Source organism: Staphylococcus sp. FSL W8-0305 (genome assembly GCF_037966415.1).
In the GTDB taxonomy this organism is placed as follows: Bacteria; Bacillota; Bacilli; order Staphylococcales; family Staphylococcaceae; genus Staphylococcus; species Staphylococcus aureus.
In genome coordinates, this window is the sequence record NZ_CP150198.1 from 777072 (window position 1) to 797677 (window position 20606).

18 protein-coding genes are annotated in these 20606 nt (G+C 33.5%); all 18 read right to left on the minus strand.

Annotated elements, in window-relative coordinates; all coding sequences use genetic code 11:
• Window positions 1–338: 338 nt before the first annotated feature.
• The gene (infB, locus tag NST10_RS03900) at window positions 339–2456 is read right to left on the minus strand and encodes a translation initiation factor IF-2 (protein WP_000043642.1); all 2118 of its coding nucleotides are present in this window, start codon (window positions 2454–2456) and stop codon (window positions 339–341) included.
• 4 nt (window positions 2457–2460) lie between these two features.
• Window positions 2461–2778, minus strand: coding sequence for a YlxQ family RNA-binding protein (locus NST10_RS03905; RefSeq protein ID WP_000020856.1), 318 nt, complete (start codon window positions 2776–2778; stop codon window positions 2461–2463).
• Window positions 2775–3059, minus strand: coding sequence for a YlxR family RNase P modulator (locus tag NST10_RS03910; protein WP_000727423.1), 285 nt, complete (start codon window positions 3057–3059; stop codon window positions 2775–2777). Before NST10_RS03910 ends, NST10_RS03905 begins: the two co-directional genes overlap by 4 nt.
• A 20-nt stretch (window positions 3060–3079) precedes the next feature.
• Entirely contained in the window at window positions 3080–4255 is a 1176-nt protein-coding gene (gene nusA, locus NST10_RS03915) for a transcription termination factor NusA (RefSeq protein WP_000097463.1), read from the minus strand.
• Window positions 4256–4275: 20 nt separating this feature from the next.
• Entirely contained in the window at window positions 4276–4743 is a 468-nt protein-coding gene (gene rimP / locus NST10_RS03920; protein WP_000036631.1) for a ribosome maturation factor RimP, read from the minus strand.
• Between the two features lie 289 nt (window positions 4744–5032).
• Entirely contained in the window at window positions 5033–9343 is a 4311-nt protein-coding gene (locus NST10_RS03925) for a DNA polymerase III subunit alpha (protein ID WP_016186828.1), read from the minus strand.
• A 263-nt stretch (window positions 9344–9606) separates the two neighbouring features.
• Entirely contained in the window at window positions 9607–11310 is a 1704-nt protein-coding gene (locus NST10_RS03930) for a proline--tRNA ligase (protein WP_000814087.1), read from the minus strand.
• Window positions 11311–11329: 19 nt separating this feature from the next.
• Window positions 11330–12616 (minus strand): RIP metalloprotease RseP, encoded by a 1287-nt coding sequence (gene rseP / locus NST10_RS03935; RefSeq protein ID WP_000121112.1) that lies wholly within the window; start codon window positions 12614–12616, stop codon window positions 11330–11332.
• A gap of 211 nt (window positions 12617–12827) precedes the next feature.
• The gene (locus NST10_RS03940) at window positions 12828–13610 is read right to left on the minus strand and encodes a phosphatidate cytidylyltransferase (RefSeq protein ID WP_000868413.1); all 783 of its coding nucleotides are present in this window, start codon (window positions 13608–13610) and stop codon (window positions 12828–12830) included.
• A 6-nt stretch (window positions 13611–13616) separates the two neighbouring features.
• On the minus strand, window positions 13617–14387 hold the full coding sequence (locus NST10_RS03945; RefSeq protein WP_000473705.1) for an isoprenyl transferase: 771 nt from the start codon (window positions 14385–14387) through the stop codon (window positions 13617–13619).
• Window positions 14388–14759: 372 nt separating this feature from the next.
• Entirely contained in the window at window positions 14760–15314 is a 555-nt protein-coding gene (gene frr / locus NST10_RS03950; protein WP_001280006.1) for a ribosome recycling factor, read from the minus strand.
• An 18-nt stretch (window positions 15315–15332) separates the two neighbouring features.
• Window positions 15333–16055 (minus strand): UMP kinase, encoded by a 723-nt coding sequence (gene pyrH / locus NST10_RS03955; protein WP_000057330.1) that lies wholly within the window; start codon window positions 16053–16055, stop codon window positions 15333–15335.
• Window positions 16056–16191: 136 nt separating this feature from the next.
• On the minus strand, window positions 16192–17073 hold the full coding sequence (gene tsf, locus NST10_RS03960) for a translation elongation factor Ts (protein ID WP_000201387.1): 882 nt from the start codon (window positions 17071–17073) through the stop codon (window positions 16192–16194).
• 34 nt (window positions 17074–17107) lie between these two features.
• The gene (locus NST10_RS03965) at window positions 17108–17221 is read right to left on the minus strand and encodes a hypothetical protein (protein ID WP_001791405.1); all 114 of its coding nucleotides are present in this window, start codon (window positions 17219–17221) and stop codon (window positions 17108–17110) included.
• 33 nt (window positions 17222–17254) lie between these two features.
• Window positions 17255–18022: a 30S ribosomal protein S2 gene (rpsB, locus tag NST10_RS03970; protein WP_000268484.1), complete on the minus strand. Its 768-nt coding sequence runs from the start codon at window positions 18020–18022 to the stop codon at window positions 17255–17257.
• A gap of 198 nt (window positions 18023–18220) precedes the next feature.
• A complete protein-coding gene (locus NST10_RS03975) occupies window positions 18221–18313 on the minus strand; it encodes a hypothetical protein (RefSeq protein ID WP_031788481.1) in 93 nt (30 codons plus the stop codon).
• A gap of 50 nt (window positions 18314–18363) precedes the next feature.
• Window positions 18364–19137, minus strand: a complete 774-nt coding sequence (gene codY, locus NST10_RS03980) for a GTP-sensing pleiotropic transcriptional regulator CodY (RefSeq protein WP_000055337.1) — start codon at window positions 19135–19137, stop codon at window positions 18364–18366.
• Window positions 19138–19161: 24 nt separating this feature from the next.
• Window positions 19162–20565, minus strand: a complete 1404-nt coding sequence (hslU, locus tag NST10_RS03985) for an ATP-dependent protease ATPase subunit HslU (protein ID WP_000379051.1) — start codon at window positions 20563–20565, stop codon at window positions 19162–19164.
• Window positions 20566–20606: the final 41 nt, after the last annotated feature.

Consider the following 20606-nt stretch of genomic DNA (forward strand, 5'->3'; position numbering starts at 1 on the left):
GTGTAACAATGCTTAAACAATTATTTTAGCTCACACGTTATTTTAATAAATTAAGCCTATAAAATCAAATAAAGTTTGCCGTAAGATAGGCATTTCAACAGAAAATTTTCCAATAATAGTCGACATTATATTTTGTCATTAAAAAGCATTCTAGGTCACCACAAAATTTTATACAAAAATCATGTCTATATAACGTAACTTTTAATAGGTAATCTATTCTAATAAAAAACCAAAAGCTTGTATCAAATATGCTCCCTATAAAGTAAACACTTAAAAAGTGTAATATTTATAGGGAGCATATCAATCTTAACTAAACTTTTAGCTTGTAATTTATTTAATTAACGCTTAATTTCAACCATTTCAAATGCTTCGATAACATCGCCTTCTTTAAGGTCATTGTAGTTTTCAATTGTAATACCACATTCATAACCTTTTGCAACTTCCTTAGCATCATCTTTGAAACGTTTAAGTGTATCTAATTCGCCTTCATATTGAACAATACCATCACGAATAATACGTACACCAGCATTTCGCGTAATTTTACCTTCAGTAACATAACATCCAGCAATAGTACCAACTTTAGAAACTTTGAATGTTTGACGAACTTCAGCTTGTCCGATAACTTGTTCTTCAAATTCTGGATCAAGTAAACCTTTCATCGCTGATTCAATTTCTTCGATAACATTATAAATAACTCTGTGTAAACGCATATCAACATTTTCAGCTTCTGCAGCACGTTTTGCACCACTGTCTGGACGAACATTGAAACCAATGATAATACCATTTGAGGCATTAGCAAGTGTCACGTCTGACTCGTTAATCGCACCAACCGCTGTATGAATGATACGAACATTTACGCCTTCAACATCAATTTTCATTAATGATGCAGCTAAAGCTTCAACAGAACCTTGAACATCACCTTTAATAATAACGTTTAAGTCTTTCATTTCACCTTGTTTCATTTGTTCAAACAGGTTATCTAATGAAACATTTTTACTTTCTTGACGTTGTTGTACAATGCTAGCTTCGTGTCTTGATTCACCAATACGACGAGCTTGTTTTTCATCACTAAATACAACAAAGCGATCCCCAGCTTGTGGCACATCATTAATACCTGTAATTTCAACAGGCGTTGATGGACCAGCCGTTTTGATTCTTTGACCTAAGTCATTAACCATTGCACGGATACGGCCGTAAGTATTACCCACTACAATCGCATCACCAACATTTAATGTACCGTTTTGTACTAATAATGATGCAGAAGGACCTCGTGATTTATCTAATTCAGCTTCGATAACTGTACCAACAGCACGGTTTTTAGGATTTGCTTTAAGTTCTTGAACTTCTGCAACTAATCCTATCATTTCTAATAAATCGTCGATACCATCACCACTTAATGCAGAAAGTGGAACGAAAATTGTTTCGCCGCCCCAATCTTCAGGAATTAAACCATATTCAGTTAATTCTTGCATAACTCGATCAGGATTTGAAGTTGGTTTATCAATTTTATTTACTGCAACAATAATTGGTACTTCTGCTTCTTTAGCATGGTTAATTGCTTCAATTGTTTGTGGCATAACACCATCGTCAGCTGCTACTACTAAAATTGTAATATCTGTTACTTGTGCACCACGCGCACGCATCGTTGTAAATGCAGCATGTCCCGGTGTATCTAAGAAAGTGATTTTTTTGCCATCGTTTTCAATTTGATATGCACCAATATGTTGAGTGATTCCGCCTGCTTCACCTGCTGTAACTTTTGTATGACGAATTGAATCTAATAAAGTAGTTTTACCATGGTCAACATGTCCCATAATTGTTACAACAGCTGGTCTCTCAATTGCTTCTGGATCATCTTTTTCGTCTTCGAAGTAGATTGATAAATCTTCTTCATTAATCACAACTTCTTCTTCAACCTCAACGCCATAATCATCGGCAATTAATTCGATTGTTTCTTGATTTAATGATTGATTGATATTAGCAACAATACCAAGTAAGAATAATTTTTTGATAATTTCTGATGATTCAACATTTAATTTATCCGCAAATTCGCCTACTGTAATACCTTCTTGATATGTCACTTTTGATGGTATTTCTTTTGGAGCAGCTGGTTGACTTTGTGGTTTATTATTCTTGTTATTTTTCTTATTATTTCTATTATTCTTTTTATTGCCTTTGTTGCCTTTATTATTTTGTTGTTGATTCTTTTTGTTATCTTTTTGTTGCCCTTTATTTTGATTTTGATTGTTTGATTTTTGGTGATTATTTTGAGTGCTTTGTTTATTGTCGTTCTTTTGTTCTTTTTTGAACTTTTTATCTAATGCTTTAATTTGGTCATCTTCCAAAGCTTGCATATGATTTGAAACCTCAATATTCATGCTTTTTAACTCATCTATAATCTCTTTACTCTTTAGATTTAATTCTTTCGCATATTCGTAAATTCTTTGTTTACTCATATAATCACTCCTTATGATATTCATCTATCATTGATAGCAACTTTTTAGCAAAGCCTGGGTCAGTAATCCCTACATTAACACGCTCACCTTTTCCAAGTGCTATTCCCAATTCATTTCGATTTCCAAACTTTCTGAATGGAACTTTGTAACTCTTACATTTATCTGTAATTAATTTAGCTGTATTATTAGACGCATCATTTGCAACAATAACGAGCTTCAAATTTCCTTTTTTAATTTCATTAACAATGACTGATTCACCTGTTTTTACTTTACCGGCTCTCATTGCTAATCCTAAAAAGTTTAATATTTGATCTATACTCATTTTGGGATCTCTTCTCTATAAATTAATCTAATAATTTCTTTGTAAACCGGATCCAATTGCTCTTTAGATGCTTTAAAATATTTTTCTAAAATTTCTTTTTGTTGTGCTTTTTCAACCATAGCAACATCTTTAGAAACATACGCGCCACGGCCTTGTTTCTTTCCAGTAACATCCGCAAAGATTTCGCCTTCTTTATTAACAACAACACGAATCATATCTTTTTTGGGATGCATTTCATTTGAAAGAATACATTTTCGCATCGGAATTTTTTTCTTTTTCATAGATACTTCACTCCAACCTATTATTCAGATTCTTTCTCTACATTTGTTTCAACTGAAACATCAGTTACCTCTTCGGTTGATTCTGTTGTGTCAGCATCTTCTAAAGCAACATCTTCTTCAGTTACTTTTTCAGCTTCAACTACTGGATAGATACCCGCTTCACGCGCATCTGTTTCTGATTTAATATCAATTTTCCAGCCGGTTAATTTAGCAGCTAGACGTGCGTTTTGTCCTCTTTTACCAATCGCTAATGACAATTGATAATCAGGAACAACAACTACTGTAGATTGATTTGTTTCATCAACAATAACTTCTAACACTTGAGAAGGGCTTAAAGCATTTTTTACAAATACTTTTGGATCTTCATTCCATTGAACGATATCGATTTTTTCGCCACCTAGCTCTTCAACAACAGCTTCAACACGCGCGCCTTTGGCACCAACACATGCACCAACAGCATCTATATCATTGTTTTCAGAGAAGACACTAATTTTAGAGCGATCGCCAGCTTCACGTGCTACTGATTTAACAATTACAGTACCATCGTAAATTTCTGGAACTTCTTGTTCAAATAAACGTTTTAATAAACCTGGATGGCTACGAGAAACATAGATTTGAGGACCTTTTGTCGTTTGTTCCACTTTGTTAACATATACTTTGATACGTTCGTTAGGAATATATTTTTCGTTAGGACTTCTTTCTGCTTCAGATAAAACAGCTTCAATACGACCTAAATTCACATATACATAACGATGGTCAACACGGTCAATAATTCCAGTAAGTATGTCTTCTTCTTTGTCTATAAATTCTTCAAATAAAATTTCACGTTCAGCATCACGAAGACGTTGCATTACTGCTTGTTTCGCTGCTTGAGCACCTACACGACCAAAATCTTTAGGTGTTACATCTTCTTCGTATATATCACCAATTTCATATGCAGGGTTTTTAACAAGCGCTGTACTTAAATCCACTTCATCTCTGTCGTCAAATACTTCTTCAACAACATCTTTACGAGCGATAACTTTGAAAGTACCTTGATCCATATTTAATTCCACACGGACATTTCTTGCACTATCATAATTCTTTTTGTATGCAGTAATTAAAGCTGCTTCAATAGCATCAATTAATACTGCTCTAGGAATCTTCTTTTCTTTTTCTAAATACTCAGTAGCTAATAATAATTCATTACTTGACACGTTTTTTCCTCCTCATCACGTTAAATCATAACTGCGTGACGTGCTTTTGCTATTTTGTCTCTCGGTATCTCTATATCTTTCGTTCTTGCTTTGATTTTAACTTGTACTACAATTGTTTCATTATTGACTTCTTGTAAAATGCCTAACCATTCCTTTTCACCTTCAATTGGTACATATAAAGAAACAAATACAGGTTTAGTTATTGCATTTTGGAAATCTTGTTCTTTTTTAATTGGACGTTCTGCACCAGGTGACGCTACGTCTAAATAATACATTTCAGGAATAGGATCATTTGCATCCATAGCTTCACTTATTTTTTCAGAAGCTAGCGTACAATCATTTAAATCTACGCCACCTTCTTTATCAATAGAGATTCTAAGAAAATGATCTCTACCCTCTTTGACATATTCAACGTCTACAAGTTCAAAATTCAAGTCTTCCATAATTGGTTTAACAATCACTTCTACTTGTTCTGTAATTTTACTCATACAGGCCTCCCTTTTTGGCAAATAGAAAAGAGCGGGAATCTCCCACTCTTCTGCCTGAGTTCACTAATTTTTAAGCAACTTAATTATAGCATAAGTTTATGCTTGAAACAAATGACTTCACTATTAATCAGAGATTCTTGTAAAAGTTTGTTCATTTATTTCATCATTACATTCGAATAGACTCGTAAGACGTTGAAAAGAAATACAGGTATAACTTTGTGTCCAGCAACAATTTTGTATTTCTTTAACTACGCCATACGAATTAAATAAATACCTTGATTATTTCATTTTACATATCGAATATCGAAAGTTGAGCTTTATCTGGTAAATTCGGTAATGAGCCTAACTCATCTAAATACTCAATAATTTTCTGAGATAATCCAGCTTTTTTGTTTAAATCTTCTTTTGATAAAAATGGTCCATCGTCACGAGCTTCAACAATTCGTTTCGCAACGTTTTCGCCAAGCCCAGGCACTGATATGAACGGCGGAATAAGTGTTTCGCCTTCAATGATAAATTCGAACGCTTGACTCTTTTCTAAACTAATCGGTTGCATTCGATAACCCCGATGCGCCATTTCATTCATAATTTCCAAGACAGTTAATACGTCTTTTTCTTTTTTACCTAGATCCATATAGCGAGAATACATGTCTTTTACAGTATTTCGTATGCTTGTTTTATCTTTAATCATCGTGATTAAATCAAAATCTGACGCACGAATTGTAAAGTAAGATGCATAGTAATAAAGTGGATGATGTACTTTGAAATATGCGATACGTACTGCCATTAAAACGTATGCTGCTGCATGGGCTTTAGGGAACATGTACTTAATTTTAAGACATGAATCTAAATACCAATCCGGCACTTCATTTTCTTTCATCGTTTCAATCATTTCTTCAGTTAAACCTTTACCTTTACGTACTGACTCCATTATTTTAAAAGCCATTGATGGTTCTAGACCAGCATACATTAAATAAACCATGATATCGTCACGACAACCAATTACACTTGATAAATCACATATACCTGTTTTAATTAATTCTTGAGCATTACCTAACCACACATCTGTCCCATGAGATAATCCTGAGATTTGAACTAATTCTGAAAATGTTGTTGGCTTTGTATCTTCTAACATTTGACGCACGAATCCTGTACCGAATTCTGGTACCCCAAATGTACCTGTTTTACATAAAATTTCATCTTCAGTAACACCCAAACTTTCAGGTGTACTAAAAATCTGCATAACTTCTTTATCATCTACAGGTATTGTTTTTGGATCAATCCCTGATAAATCTTGAAGCATACGAATCATTGTTGGATCATCGTGTCCAAGTATATCAAGTTTTAATACATTATCATGAATAGAATGGAAATCAAAATGTGTCGTCATCCATGCTGAATTTTGATCATCGGCAGGATATTGTATCGGCGTAAAATCATAAATATCCATGTAATCAGGTACTACAATAATACCCCCTGGATGCTGTCCAGTTGTACGTTTAACACCTGTACATCCTTTAACGAGTCGATCTATTTCAGCACCTCTTTTGTGGATGCCTTGATCATTCAAATAGCCTTTAACATAACCAAAAGCAGTCTTTTCAGCAACAGTACCAATTGTACCTGCACGGAATACTTTATCCTCACCAAATAATACTTTTGTGTAGTTATGGGCATTTGGTTGATATTCACCACTAAAGTTTAAGTCGATATCAGGAACTTTATCTCCTTTAAATCCTAAAAATGTTTCAAACGGAATATCTTGTCCTTCTTTAATAAGTGGCGCTCCACAAGTTTCACACGTCTTATCAGGTAAATCGAATCCTGATCCTACTGAACCATCATTGAAAAATTCACTCGTTTTACAGTTCGGACATATATAGTGTGGCGGTAACGGGTTTACTTCAGTAATCTCAGTCATTGTCGCCACAAAACTAGAACCTACTGAACCACGGGAACCAACTAAGTATCCATCATCTAATGATTTTTTAACTAAACGTTGCGAAATTAAGTAAATTACCGCAAATCCATTACCGATAATACTTTTTAATTCTTTTTCTAATCGATCAATTACGATTTGAGGCAGATCTTCACCATACAGTTTACGCGCATTTGCATAACTTAGTTCTCTAATTTCTTCGTTAGCACCTTCCATACGCGGTGTGTATAATTCATCTTTAATAGGAACAACACGTTCAATTCGATCTGCTAATTCGTTTGTATTTTTCACAACAATTTCATGCGCTTTTTCTTCACCTAAAAAATGAAACTCGTTTAACATTTCATCTGTAGTTCTAAAATGTGCTTCCGGTAAAGTTGAGCGATTAAGTGGATTGCCGGGTTGTGATGCTATTAAAATTTTACGTGCGATGCCATCATGTTCAAACAAATAGTGTGCATTTCCTGTCGCAATAACAGGAATACCCGCTGTGTCACCTGCATGAATTAAACGTTGATAAATTTCATGTAATGTTTCAGTATCTCTAATAAGCTCTCTATCAATTAAATCTTGATAAAGTGCCGGTGGTTGAATTTCAATAAAATCATAATATTTGGCAATTTTTTCAACTTGGCTCTGGTCCTTCTGCATAACTGCCGTAAATAATTCACCTTCATCACACGCTGTACCTACCAATAATCCCTCACGATATTCATCTAACAATGAACGTGGAATTCGAGGCGTACGGTAGAAATACTTCACCAATGATGCACTTACAATTTTAAATAGATTTTTAAGACCTTGTTGATTTTGTACAATTAATGTGACATGACTAGGTCTTGCACGTTTATATGCATCTTCATTACTGAGTTTTTTGTTAATTTCGTTATGATTTAATACGCCTAATTCTTTCATTTGTTGAACCATTTTTATGAAAATGTAAGCTGTTGCCTCTGTATCATAAATGGCACGGTGATGTTGCGTTAATTCTACACCGTATTTTTTAGCTAAGAAATTTAAACCATGTTTACCATATTCAGTATTAATCGTACGAGATAATTCTAATGTATCGATAACACCATTCGTAGATGGTCCAAATCCAAGACGTTCATATCCCGTGTCGATGAAGCCCATATCAAACGAAGCATTATGTGCTACGAATATCGCATCGCCAACCCATTCTTTAAATTCTGTAAGTACTTCTTCAATCTCAGGGGCATCTACTAACATATCATCAGTAATATGCGTCAAATTGATAATCGTTTCCGATAATCGTTCATGCGGATTACTAAACCTTTCAAACTTATCGATGATTTCGCCGTTATGAACTTTCACAGCTGCAAGCTCGATGATTTTATCATACTGATTTGATAAACCAGTTGTCTCGACGTCGAATACAACATAAGTAGCATCTTTTAATACGACATCTTGTGGTTTGTATGCAATCGGAACACCATCATCAACTAACATACCTTCCATACCATATATCATTTTAATACCATGTTTTTCCGCTGCTGCGTGAGCATCTGGAAATGCTTGCACAACATTATGGTCTGTAACCGCAATGGCTGGATGTCCCCAGTCTGCTGCCTGTTTAACATACGCACCAATATTTGGTATACCATCCATTTGACTCATTGCAGTATGTAAGTGGAATTCTACACGTTTTTCTTCAGCCTTATCTTTTTTTGTCGCTTTTTTAATCTCTTCAATATCAGACATCATCATAACTAAATCTCTAATAAATGTATCTTCTTCAATACGACCTTGAGCCCTAACCCATTTACCAACACTTAGCGCTTTAAAATGTTCTAAATCATCTTTGTTTTTACGAGTAAACATTTTTAAAACTAAAGAGTCCGTATAGTCAGTCACTTTAATTTCTACGATATGACGACCACTTTTAAGTTCTTTTAAGTTAATATCAAAAATGACACCCTCTATTGCAACTTTATACTCTTCCTCAATAATAGATTCAATTGGTTTAATATTTTCAATTTGAATCGGCTTACCAATTTGACACTTATCGACAGCACTTTCGTTGTTATCTTGTTGTTTCGCTTTTTCAGCTTTCATTTTTTCAAGTTTCTCTGTTGCCAATCGTGCACTTTGTTCGTCTTCTTCTTGAATATGTGCTTCTAAAGAAGCTAAGTTTTGTTCTTGATCATTATCATTTGTTTCGAATATGATTTTATCGATATCAAAACCACAATTTCTAAACGCTTTGATAAGACTTCCATTGCATGCCTTATCAAAATGATTACGTTCAATGTCATTTGATACCATTACTTTTAATACTTTTCCAGACATAATAAGCTTTTTCTGTTTCAATTGACCTTTAACTTTTGGAGATAAAGCTGTTTGGTCAATACAGTGCCCAAAGTATTTAATTGCATGTTCATCTTGATTCGTGCCATTCGTTACCGTAAAACGACATGTAACGTTGGCGATATCTTTAAACTCTTGCTCTATTGCATTTATAAATAATAAATAATCTTCATGAGCTAAGAATTGTGGTAATGTAATATGAAATTCCCATGTTCTGTTTTTGTTAGAAACATCTATACGTGTCAGTTCACCTGAATTTAAAATTTCAGCATCTAATTGATTTGAAATTTTAATTTGATCAGCAAGCACTTTAAATTTTTGTTGCTCTGTCATTGCCAAGACAATTACCACCTTAAATAGAAATTACTTTTACGTGTTCGAACAATATTTAGATTATGTGAGCATAGTAATGATAGAAAATTAAATGCTTTATATTTGGCTAATCATAATATTGTTAAAACAAATTTATCTTTAATTATACTATGTCTTCAGTCATTTTTCATCGAATAATCATTATATCAAAAATAATAAGAGCAGGACATAAGCATCTGATTTCTTTCAGCTTTTTCCTACTCTTATAATTCATTCGATCTTAATTATTTTAAATTATCATATTTATTTGTAATGACAGTCATTAAGTCATCAATGTGGACTTCTTCGCTATCACCTGTTAAACGTTCTTTAACTTCTACAATACCTTCCGATGCACGTTTACCAACAACAATTCGCAGTGGTAAACCAATTAAATCGGCATCATTAAATTTGACACCAGCACGTTCCTGACGATCATCGTACAACACATCAAATTTAGTATTAAATTCAGCATATAGTGCATCCGCTAGTTCTCGTTGATCATCTTTCTTAGGATTAATAGAAATTAAATGTAAATCAAATGGAGTAACTGATTTAGGCCAAACAATACCATTATCATCGTGATTTTGTTCAACAATCGCACTTAGCGTTCTAGAAATTCCAATACCGTAACAACCCATAATTAACGGTTGGGCTTTTCCTTGATTATCTAAGAATGTAGCATTCATTGATTCTGAATACTTAGTACCCAATTTGAATACTTGACCAACTTCAATTCCTTCAGCAAAATGTGCAACGCCTGAACCATCACTTAACTTTTCGCCTTCTAAAATAAAACGGAAATCGCCATATTCATCAACGTTGAAGTCTCTACCTACATTTACATTAATTAAGTGATAACCATCTTCGTTAGCCCCGACAACTAAATTATTTAAATCTTGCACAAAATTATCTGCATAAATTTTGATCTCTTTATCAATTACAGGACCTAGTGAACCAGGATTTGCACCAACTAAATTAACAATTTCGTCTTGTGTTGCTAATTCAATATTATCTGTGCCGAAATAAGATTTTAATTTAATGTCATTAATTTCATGATGTCCACGCACTAAAACCATAATATATTCGCCATCAACTTTGAAAATCATCGTTTTAACGATTTCATCTACTGGTCTACCTAAGAAGTCTGCCAATTCTTGCGCAGTCTTAACATTTGGTGTTTCAATTTTTTCTATAGGTTGCACAGTAGTATGCTTATGATTTGGTTCGTAAACGACTTCTGCTTTTTCGATGTTAGCAGCATAGTCACTTTCTTTACTGTAAACGATTGTATCCTCACCGATAGCACTTAATGCCATAAATTCATGTGTATGGCTACCGCCAATAGCACCTGAATCTGCAACTACTGGTCTTGCGTTAATGCCAACTCTCTCAAAAATACGGCTATACGCTTGATACATATCTTGATACGTTTGATCTAATGATGCCTCGTCAGCATGGAATGAATACGCATCTTTCATAATAAATTCACGACCACGAAGTAAACCAAAACGTGGTCTCTTTTCATCACGGAATTTAGATTGAATTTGGAATAATGTCATCGGTAATTGTTTGTATGATTTCAATTCATTTCTTACTATTGATGTAACTAATTCTTCATGTGTTGGACCTAATGCAAATTGTCTTCCATGTCTATCTTGTAAACGCATTAATTCTGGGCCATATGCACCCCAACGTCCTGATTCTTCCCATAATTCAGCTTGTTGTAACGCTGGCATTAAAATTTCAACAGAATCGATACGTTCCATTTCTTGTCGCACAATTGCAGTAATATTATTTAACACACGTGTTGCTAGCGGTAAATAACTATAAATCCCACTTGTACTTTGTTTTATCAAACCCGCTTTCAATAATAAACGATGACTTTGTGCTTCTGCTTCTGATGGCACGTCACGCATCGTTGGTATAAAAACTTTGGATTGCTTCATAATTATTTATCCTCCTAAATTATAAGAAATATCGTCGAATATCATTCCACGTTACTAATATCATAATAACGACCATGAAAATGGCACCAATAGCGATAATCGTTGTTTCCGCTTTTTTATTAACTGGTTTTCTGAAAATCGCTTCATATATAACAAATAAAATACGACCACCGTCTAGTGCAGGAATAGGAATTAAATTCATAATACCTAAGTTTACACTTAATAACGCAGTGTATCCAATTAAGCTAATGATACCCGCTTTAACAACTGAGTCGACGTTATGATAAATACCAACCGGACCATTTAACATATCAAACGAGAATCCGCCCGTAAATATACTAGCCAACATACCTACTACAGCTGAAAAAATATAAGTACTACCGATTAAAAAGCTTTTAAATCCATATACAATTGGTTTGAAGAGTGTATGTTCACTCGCTGGTTGGAATCCGAGAACATACTTCGTCTCTGAACTTACTTTAGTCAGTTTTCTTTCGGTCTTTTTAGGTGTTAATTCAACTGACTTTGTTTTACCATCACGTTCAAATTTAACAGTCGTCTTATTATCTTTAACTTTATCTAACGCCTTATCAACATCATCAAATTCAGATATTTTATATTTGCCAATTTGGACAATTTTATCGCCTTTTTGTATGCCTGCTTGTTGAGCTGGATACTTATCTGCGACTTGTTCTACAGTAGAAGTAGGTGTACCTTGATAATATGCAAGACCAATAAATAGAACTAAAGCTAATATAAAGTTAAATAACGGTCCCGCAAATAATGTTAAAAATTTCGGCCATGGCTTTTTATGTGCAAATTGTCTGTCTCTCGGAGCAATTTGAACTAAGCTACCATTTTCAACAAAGAAAGACTTTCTAGCAATTTTAAAATGATGTCTTTCATTATCATAAGCAGTGATACCTTCTATGAATAAGTCATCTTTAAAATCACATTTTTTAACTTCGATCGCTTCAATTTGTTGAAACTTATGATGATCATCTAATATGATATGTGTTATTTCATTTTCTTCATTCAGTTTAATTTTAACGTTCATACCAGGCTCGACTGGTGGCTCTTCTAAGCCATCTCCTGCCATACGAACATATCCACCAACAGGCAATAACCTAATAGTGTAAAGTGTTTCATTTTTTCTAAAACTAAAAATTTTCGGCCCCATACCGATCGCAAATTCTGGACACATAATGCCTGCTCTTTTCGCAAAAAACATATGGCCATATTCATGAACAGTTACTAGTACACCAAAAACAATAATAAATGCAATTATTGTAACTAAATAGCTCACTCGCTACACCTCGATTGTTTATAAATTTCTTTTATTTTAAAAATGATTGCTGTATACGTAACATAAGTCATTATAATATGATACTGACAAATCACAAAATATAACGTCTAATTTTCAAAGTTAATATTGCGTATAATTTTCAAAAGGAGTTCTGAGATTCATTAAATTATCTCAGCAACTCCTCTTTACGTTTATTGATTTGTTCTCAGCATTAAGATTGTATTAATAAAATATTTAATAATGGTAACACAAACATAAAACTGTCAAATCGGTCTAAAATACCACCGTGTCCAGGTAGTATTCGACCTGAGTCTTTAACGCCGAAATGACGCTTAAATCCTGATTCCACTAAATCACCTAATTGACCAAATAAACTTAAAATCAATGTCACTCCAAGTAATATCCATACATTCATATTGAAATCTACAAAATATAACATTGCAAGAGGCACTATCAAACTACAGAACAAGCCACCTATGAATCCTTCGATTGTTTTATTCGGACTTATTACTGGCCAAAGCTTATGTTTACCCATCATTTTACCAAATAAGTAAGCCCCTGTATCTGTAAGCCAAACAATTAAAAAGGCATATAATATGTAATGTAATCCTTCTGATCTCGTTTCATAAAAGAACATAAAACCAATGCCTACATAAGCCACAGACATTAAGCAAAATGCAGCATCCATAAAACTAAATCTGTTTTTAGATAAGACAGTATAACTTAATACAATAAAGCTCATTGCAATTAAACTTTTTAATTGAATTACTTGTACCCATGGCCCTGCATGTTGTGGCAACATAATGATGATAAGACCAACTGCACTAATTAAACCAGGAACTGAAACAAATTTAATCATATTCATATTCAACAATTCTTTTAATGCAATCAATGCTAATATATTAGCAAATATCATTAACACAAGGCCGCCTTTTAACAAGATAGGCAAGAATACGATTAAGGCAATAATAGCTGTCAGCGTTCTAACTTTCATACTATACTACTCCTCACTCAATCCGCCAAAGCGTCTTTGACGTGACTGATAAATTTTAATACATTTAATTAATTCATCTTCGTCAAAGTCAGGCCATAATTTTTGATTAAAGATAAATTCACTATACGAAACTTGCCAAATCAAGAAATTACTTATTCTTTGTTCTCCTGAAGTACGAATTAACAACTCTGGATCAGGATAGTCTTTTGTCATTAAATGATTGTTTATATATGTTTCATCTATGATATCACTATTCAAACCTTGTTGATGAAGCTCGTCAAACATATTTTTAATACTATGAACAAGTTCTGCTCTGCCACCATAATTAATTGCAAATATTAATTTTAAGCCGGTATTATTAGCTGTCTTTTCTTTAGCATTATTTATTGCTTCTATCGTTGATTTTGGCAACTTATCAGTAAATCCAATTGTTTCAACTTTGACATTTTTTTCAATTAGTTCCGGTAAAAATGTCTTTAAGAAATTGACAGGCAAATTCATAATATAATTTACTTCACTTTCAGGTCTTGACCAATTTTCAGTGGAAAAGGCATATAAAGTTAAGTACTTAACACCAATATCACTAGCTACCCTAGTAATTTTTTTTATTGTTTGCATACCTTCGTAATGACCTTTAATTCTAGGCATTTTTCGCTTCTTAGCCCATCGCCCATTACCATCCATAATAATAGCGATATGTTCAGGTATATTAGACGAGTCTAATTCTTCATTATAATTATTTATAGTGTTCTTTTTATTTATTAGCTTTTTAAACATGGTCTTTCCTCCGAGCCTGATCATCTCTGTCATATAGTATAAGTTACTAAACAATCATTATCATTTTATCATACTCATTTAATGCATTGAATAAGCAAATAAAAAAACTGTACCAAAGTCTGACTCGGTACAGTTTACACCAGAAATGTGACATACATACTGAGGTTAAAAATTACATAACTTTATTATATCAATATACCTAATGCCTATTATTTATAAAGTATATGTTTAATTAACTTGTTTAAACACCATTTTTATGCTCATTGTGAATTTAAATTATCACATGCATCTTTGATTTAATTAAACATGCCCATTTTAAATGTTACATTATCGTTTAATACTGGCATTTTAATATGTCATTGTATATTAGTTTTATACTGACATAATATCTTTTTCTTTATCAGCAATCATTTGATCAATTTCTTTTATTGAATTGTCTGTTGCTTTCTGAACATCTTCAGTACCACTTCTCAACTCATCTTCAGTAATGTCGCCATTTTTTTCATCTTTTTTCAACTGATCATTCATATCACGACGAATATTTCGAACAGATACTTTAGCTTCTTCACCAATTTTCTTAACATCTTTAACGCGCTCTTTTCTACGTTCTTCTGTTAAGGCAGGTACAGCAATACGTATCACTTCACCATCACTTGTTGGGTTGACACCTAAGTTAGCTGCTATTATCGCTTTTTCGATGTCAGCTACAGAAGTTTTGTCGTATGGAGAAATAACAAGTAAACGTGCTTCTGGAACATTGATGCTTGCTAATTGTTGTACAGGTGTTGGTGCACCATAGTAATCAACTGTTACGCCATTTAATAAATTTGAATTAGCTCTTCCTGCACTGATGTTCGCTAATTCACGTGATAAGCTTTCGATTGATTTTTGCATTCTTGATTTAGTTTCATTAATAATGTCACTCATTATTTTACACCTCTAAATTTATTTTGTAATTAACGTACCTATCTTTTCACCCATAACAGCACGTTTAATATTTCCTTCTTCCATAATAGAGAAAACAGTTAACGGAATGTTATTATCCATACAGAATGAGGATGCTGTTGAATCCATTACTTGTAAACCTTCTTGAAGCATTTGAATATGCGTTAAATGTTCATATTTAACCGCATCTTTGTTTACTTTAGGATCTGCAGAATATACACCATCTACATTATTTTTGCCCATTAAAATAACATCTGCTTCAACTTCTGCAGCACGTAATGCCGCTGTAGTATCTGTAGAGAAGTATGGGTTTCCAATACCTGCAGCAAAAATAACTACACGTTTCTTTTCTAAGTGTCTAATTGCACGACGACGAATATAAGGTTCAGCCACTTGCTTCATTTCAATAGATGTTAATACTCGTGTATCACAATCCAATTGTTCTAAACTATCTTGTAATGCTAAGGCATTCATTACAGTTGCAAGCATACCCATGTAATCAGCAGTTCCACGGTCCATACCTAAGTCACTACCTGTTTTACCTCTCCAAATGTTTCCGCCACCAACGATTACTGCGATTTCACAGTCCATTTTAGCAACTTCAGCCACTTGCTCAGCAACACTTTTAATAATTACTGGATTTATGCCAAATCCTTTTTCTCCAGCTAACGCTTCACCACTTAGTTTCAAAACTACACGTTTATATTTAGAAATTTGAGCCATTTTCTTATCCTCTCTATCGTGAATATATGTAACATATACAAGTAAAGAAGACACAGTTGTCGTTTTATTAGAATGATTTACATTTTAATAAAGCAACATTAAAGGTGTCTTCTTCCTTGTTTTACTTTATGACAGATTATTTCATTTGTCCTTTAACTTCATCCGCAAAGTTTTCTTCGCGTTTTTCCATACCTTCGCCTACTTCATAGCGTACGAAGTCAACAAGTTTTCCACCTTTTGTTTTTAAGAAAGCTTCAACTGTTACATCAGGGTTTTTAACGAAGTCTTGATCTACAGCACAAATTTCTTGTAAGTATTTACGTAAACGTCCTTCCACCATTTTTTCAACGATGTTTTCTGGTTTACCTTCATTTAATGCTTGTTGTTTTAAAACTTCTCTTTCGTGGTTGATTTCTTCTTCGCTAACTTGTTCAGAAGAAACATATTTAGGGTTGATTGCAGCGATATGCATAGCAACGTCTCTTGCTGCTTCTTCGTCAGTTGAACCTTCAACAACTGTTAATACACCAATGCGTCCACCCATGTGTAAGTAAGCGCCGAAAGCATCGTTATCAGTTTTAGTTCTGATAGCAAAACGACGAACACTTAATTTTTCACCGATTGTTGAAATTGCTTCTTTAATTCTTTCATCAACTGATTTACCATTTGGTAAAGTTGTTTCCATTAAAGCTTCAACAGTTTCAGCTTTTGTATCTAATACTTGATTAGCGATTTCTTTAACTAACTCTTGGAAACCTTCGTTACGAGCAACAAAGTCTGTTTCAGAGTTGATTTCAACGATAACTGCGTCGTTACCTTTAGTTTCTACATGTACTAAACCTTCAGCCGCAATACGGTCTGCTTTTTTAGCTGCTTTAGCAATACCTTTTTCACGTAGGTAATCAATCGCTTTATCGATGTCACCATCAGTTTCAGTTAGCGCTTTTTTACAATCCATCATACCCGCGCCAGTTTTTTCACGTAATTCTTTAACAAGTTTTGCTGAAATAGTTGCCATTCATTATTCCTCCAATAAGTTATCATTTTATATATTATAATTTTAGCATTATTATAGGCAAGATTGCCAATACTCTAATTGAATATTTGTAATTTGCCTTGATTTTCTTTTTAAAAAAGGTGATAAGCATTAATATCTTATCACCCATTTAAACTATATCTAAGTCAGATTCAACAGTTGATTATTCTTCAGTTGCTTCTGTTTCTTCTGATTTTTCTTTTTCATCTAAATCGATGTTTTGTTCTGCAGCTACTTCTTCATTAGAAACGCCTTGTTGACCTTCTAAGATTGCATCTGCCATTTTAGCAGTTAATAATTTAACCGCACGGATAGCATCGTCGTTTGCTGGGATAACGTAGTCAATTTCGTCAGGATCACAGTTAGTGTCAACGATACCTACGATAGGAATATTTAATTTACGAGCTTCAGCAATTGCATTACGCTCTTTACGTGGGTCAACTACGAATAATGCTTGAGGCATTGATTTCATATCACGAATTCCGCCTAAGAATTTGATTAAACGGTCGTATTCTTTTTTAAGTTCTACTACTTCTTTTTTAGGTAATACTTCGAATAAACCATCTTCTTCCATTTTTTCAATTTCAGAAATACGTTTGATTCGTTTTGAGATCGTTTTATAGTTAGTTAATAATCCACCTAACCATCTTTGGTTAATGTAGAATTGACCAGCACGTTCTGCTTCAGATTTAACTGATTCTTGTGCTTGTTTTTTAGTTCCTACGAATAAGACTTGTCCACCATCTTCTGAAACTTGTTTCAAGAAGTTGTATGCCTCGTCTACTTTTTTCACTGTTTTTTGTAAGTCGATGATATAAATACCATTTCTCTCAGTGAAGATATATTTTTTCATTTTTGGGTTCCAACGACGTGTTTGGTGACCGAAGTGAACACCCGCTTCTAGTAATTGTTTCATTGAAATTACTGCCATTATAAATTCCTCCTATTGGTTAATTACCTCCATAGCAAACTATTGTAAAGACAATATACAAATATTGCACCCTTTACACAATCACGTTTGATATGTGTGTATTGGCTTTATAGCCGAAAATAAATATAACATAATGCCGTGTCTAAAGCAAATGTTTTTCAAGCATTTTTTCATAAATTTAAAGGTAATTCTATCATGTTAATGCGGAATATCAATTTGATTGAAAATTAGACAAAAATAAAGAAATGACTTCAACATAATCATCAAAGTCATTTCGTTGACTACTGCCAAGATAACATCGTTACGACTAGGACATTGAATTATGTCCCAGACTCATCGTTTTACTTACTTTTTTCTAATTCATCTAAGAATTTTTCTTTTTTAACTTTAATGAAAGTACCTTTCATTCCTAAAGAACGTGATTCAATTACACCAGCACTTTCTAATTTACGTAGTGCATTTACAATTACAGATCTAGTAATACCAACTCTATCTGCAACTTTTGATGCGATTAATAGGCCTTCTGTACCGCCAAGTTCTTCAAAGATATGTTCAATTGCTTCTTTTTCAGAATAAGATAATGAATTAATTGCCATTGTAATAGCAGCTTTATCGCGCGCTTCTTTTTCTACTTCACTATGCTTCTCACGTAAGATTTCCATACCAATAACTGTAGCAGCATATTCACCTAGTACCAAATCATTTTCATTAAAGTCATCGTGTACTCGACCAAGTACTAATGTACCTAATCTTTCTCCTCCGCCTAAAATTGGGAAGATAGTTGTACGACTATCTATGAATAATTCTCTGTTTTCAGGTGGGAAAACTGTTAATACATTGTCGATATCAATATTTGATTCTGTTTGTTTAACTTCCATTAATCGTTCTGTATATTCACTTGGAATATGTCTTTCTTCCAACATTTGAATAATTCTTTGACTTTTTAATAATTCATTTAGACTCGATCCTAAAATTTTACCTCGACGCGATACAATAAATACATTTGTTACAGTTACGCTACTAATCGTTTGTGCTACATCTTTAAAATCAACCGCAATACCTTTGTGTTTTTGAAGTAACGTGTTTAACTCTCTCGTTTTAGATAATAAGCTCATGAATTTTTCTCCTTTTGTATATTTTTATAGAATAAATGCACTTAAATCTTTATTTGTTGAAATTGATTTTAATTTATCATCAACATATTGTGGGGTAATATCTACAACTGCATTCGGCATACTTGGTGCTTCGAATGATAAATCTTCTAACATCTTTTCTAAAATTGTATGAAGTCGACGTGCACCAATATTGTCTGTATCTTGATTTACTTGATAAGCAATCTCAGCTAAACGAGTAATTGCTTCATCGGTAAAGTTTACAGTAACTTCTTCTGTTTGAAGCAATGCTTCATATTGTTTAATTAATGACAATTTTGGTTCTGTCAAAATTCTTACAAAATCTTCTACCGCTAAACTATCAAGTTCAACTCTAATCGGAAAACGACCTTGCAATTCTGGTATCAAGTCACTCGGCTTAGATACATGGAAAGCTCCAGCACCTATAAACAGCATATGTTCAGTATTCACAGTACCATATTTGGTTTGAATAACGCTACCTTCAAGTATAGGTAAAATATCTCTTTGCACACCTTGTCTTGAGACATCTTGACCACTATTATGATTATTCGTCGCAACTTTGTCGATTTCATCTATAAAGATGATACCCATTTGTTCTGCTAATTCAAGTGCTTCTTGGTTAGCGCTTTCTTGATCAATTAGTTCATCCGCATAACTATCAGCTAAGATTTTCCTTGCCGTCTCAACAGCAACTTCTCGCTCAACTTTCTTTTTAGGCATTAATTGATTCATCATCTCTTGCATTTGCTGATTTTGATTTGTACCTAGCATACCTAAAGCACCAGGATCTTGTTCGACTTTAATTCTTACCTTTTCTTTTTCAAGTTTTCCTTCTTCTAATTGTCTCTTAATTTCAGAACGTTTTGTTTTAATTTCCTCAGTAGGTGGTTCTTCTTCATCTTCGTTATTTTGTCCGAAATTTGGAATTGCACCTCCGAAAAGTGACTCTAAAGGATTATTCGTTTGAGACGCTTTCTTTTTCATACTTGGAACTAATAACTTAACAAGTTTTTCATTGGCCTTAGCTGTTGCTTCATCTTGTACCAATGATTTTTTCTGCGCCTTGACTAATCTTACTGAAACATCAACAAGATCTCTAACCATACTTTCAACATCTCGTCCTACATAACCTACTTCAGTAAATTTAGTAGCTTCTACTTTTATAAATGGTGCGCCGACAACTTTGGCCATTCTTCTTGCAATTTCAGTTTTACCAACACCGGTTGGTCCAATCATCAAAATATTTTTAGGTGAAATTTCTTGCTTTGATTCCTCATCCAATAAACTTCTTCTGTATCGATTACGTAGGGCAATTGCCACTTTACGTTTAGCATCATTTTGTCCAACGATGTATTCATTTAATTTAGATACGATTTCTTTTGGAGTTAATCTTATTCCAGCTGTATCCATTAATTTCATTCCTCCGTCTTTTAACTAAAATTAATTGCTCA

Coding starts and splice junctions, on each gene's coding strand:
- infB (WP_000043642.1), bottom strand. CDS start 2,456: ATGAGTAAACAAAGAATTTACGAATATGCGAAAGAATTAAATCTAAAG.
- NST10_RS03905 (WP_000020856.1), bottom strand. CDS start 2,778: ATGAGTATAGATCAAATATTAAACTTTTTAGGATTAGCAATGAGAGCC.
- NST10_RS03910 (WP_000727423.1), bottom strand. CDS start 3,059: ATGAAAAAGAAAAAAATTCCGATGCGAAAATGTATTCTTTCAAATGAA.
- rimP (WP_000036631.1), bottom strand. CDS start 4,743: ATGAGTAAAATTACAGAACAAGTAGAAGTGATTGTTAAACCAATTATG.
- NST10_RS03925 (WP_016186828.1), bottom strand. CDS start 9,343: ATGACAGAGCAACAAAAATTTAAAGTGCTTGCTGATCAAATTAAAATT.
- NST10_RS03930 (WP_000814087.1), bottom strand. CDS start 11,310: ATGAAGCAATCCAAAGTTTTTATACCAACGATGCGTGACGTGCCATCA.
- NST10_RS03940 (WP_000868413.1), bottom strand. CDS start 13,610: ATGAAAGTTAGAACGCTGACAGCTATTATTGCCTTAATCGTATTCTTG.
- NST10_RS03945 (WP_000473705.1), bottom strand. CDS start 14,387: ATGTTTAAAAAGCTAATAAATAAAAAGAACACTATAAATAATTATAAT.
- frr (WP_001280006.1), bottom strand. CDS start 15,314: ATGAGTGACATTATTAATGAAACTAAATCAAGAATGCAAAAATCAATC.
- pyrH (WP_000057330.1), bottom strand. CDS start 16,055: ATGGCTCAAATTTCTAAATATAAACGTGTAGTTTTGAAACTAAGTGGT.
- tsf (WP_000201387.1), bottom strand. CDS start 17,073: ATGGCAACTATTTCAGCAAAACTTGTTAAAGAATTACGTGAAAAAACT.
- NST10_RS03965 (WP_001791405.1), bottom strand. CDS start 17,221: ATGGGTGATAAGATATTAATGCTTATCACCTTTTTTAAAAAGAAAATC.
- rpsB (WP_000268484.1), bottom strand. CDS start 18,022: ATGGCAGTAATTTCAATGAAACAATTACTAGAAGCGGGTGTTCACTTC.
- codY (WP_000055337.1), bottom strand. CDS start 19,137: ATGAGCTTATTATCTAAAACGAGAGAGTTAAACACGTTACTTCAAAAA.
- hslU (WP_000379051.1), bottom strand. CDS start 20,565: ATGGATACAGCTGGAATAAGATTAACTCCAAAAGAAATCGTATCTAAA.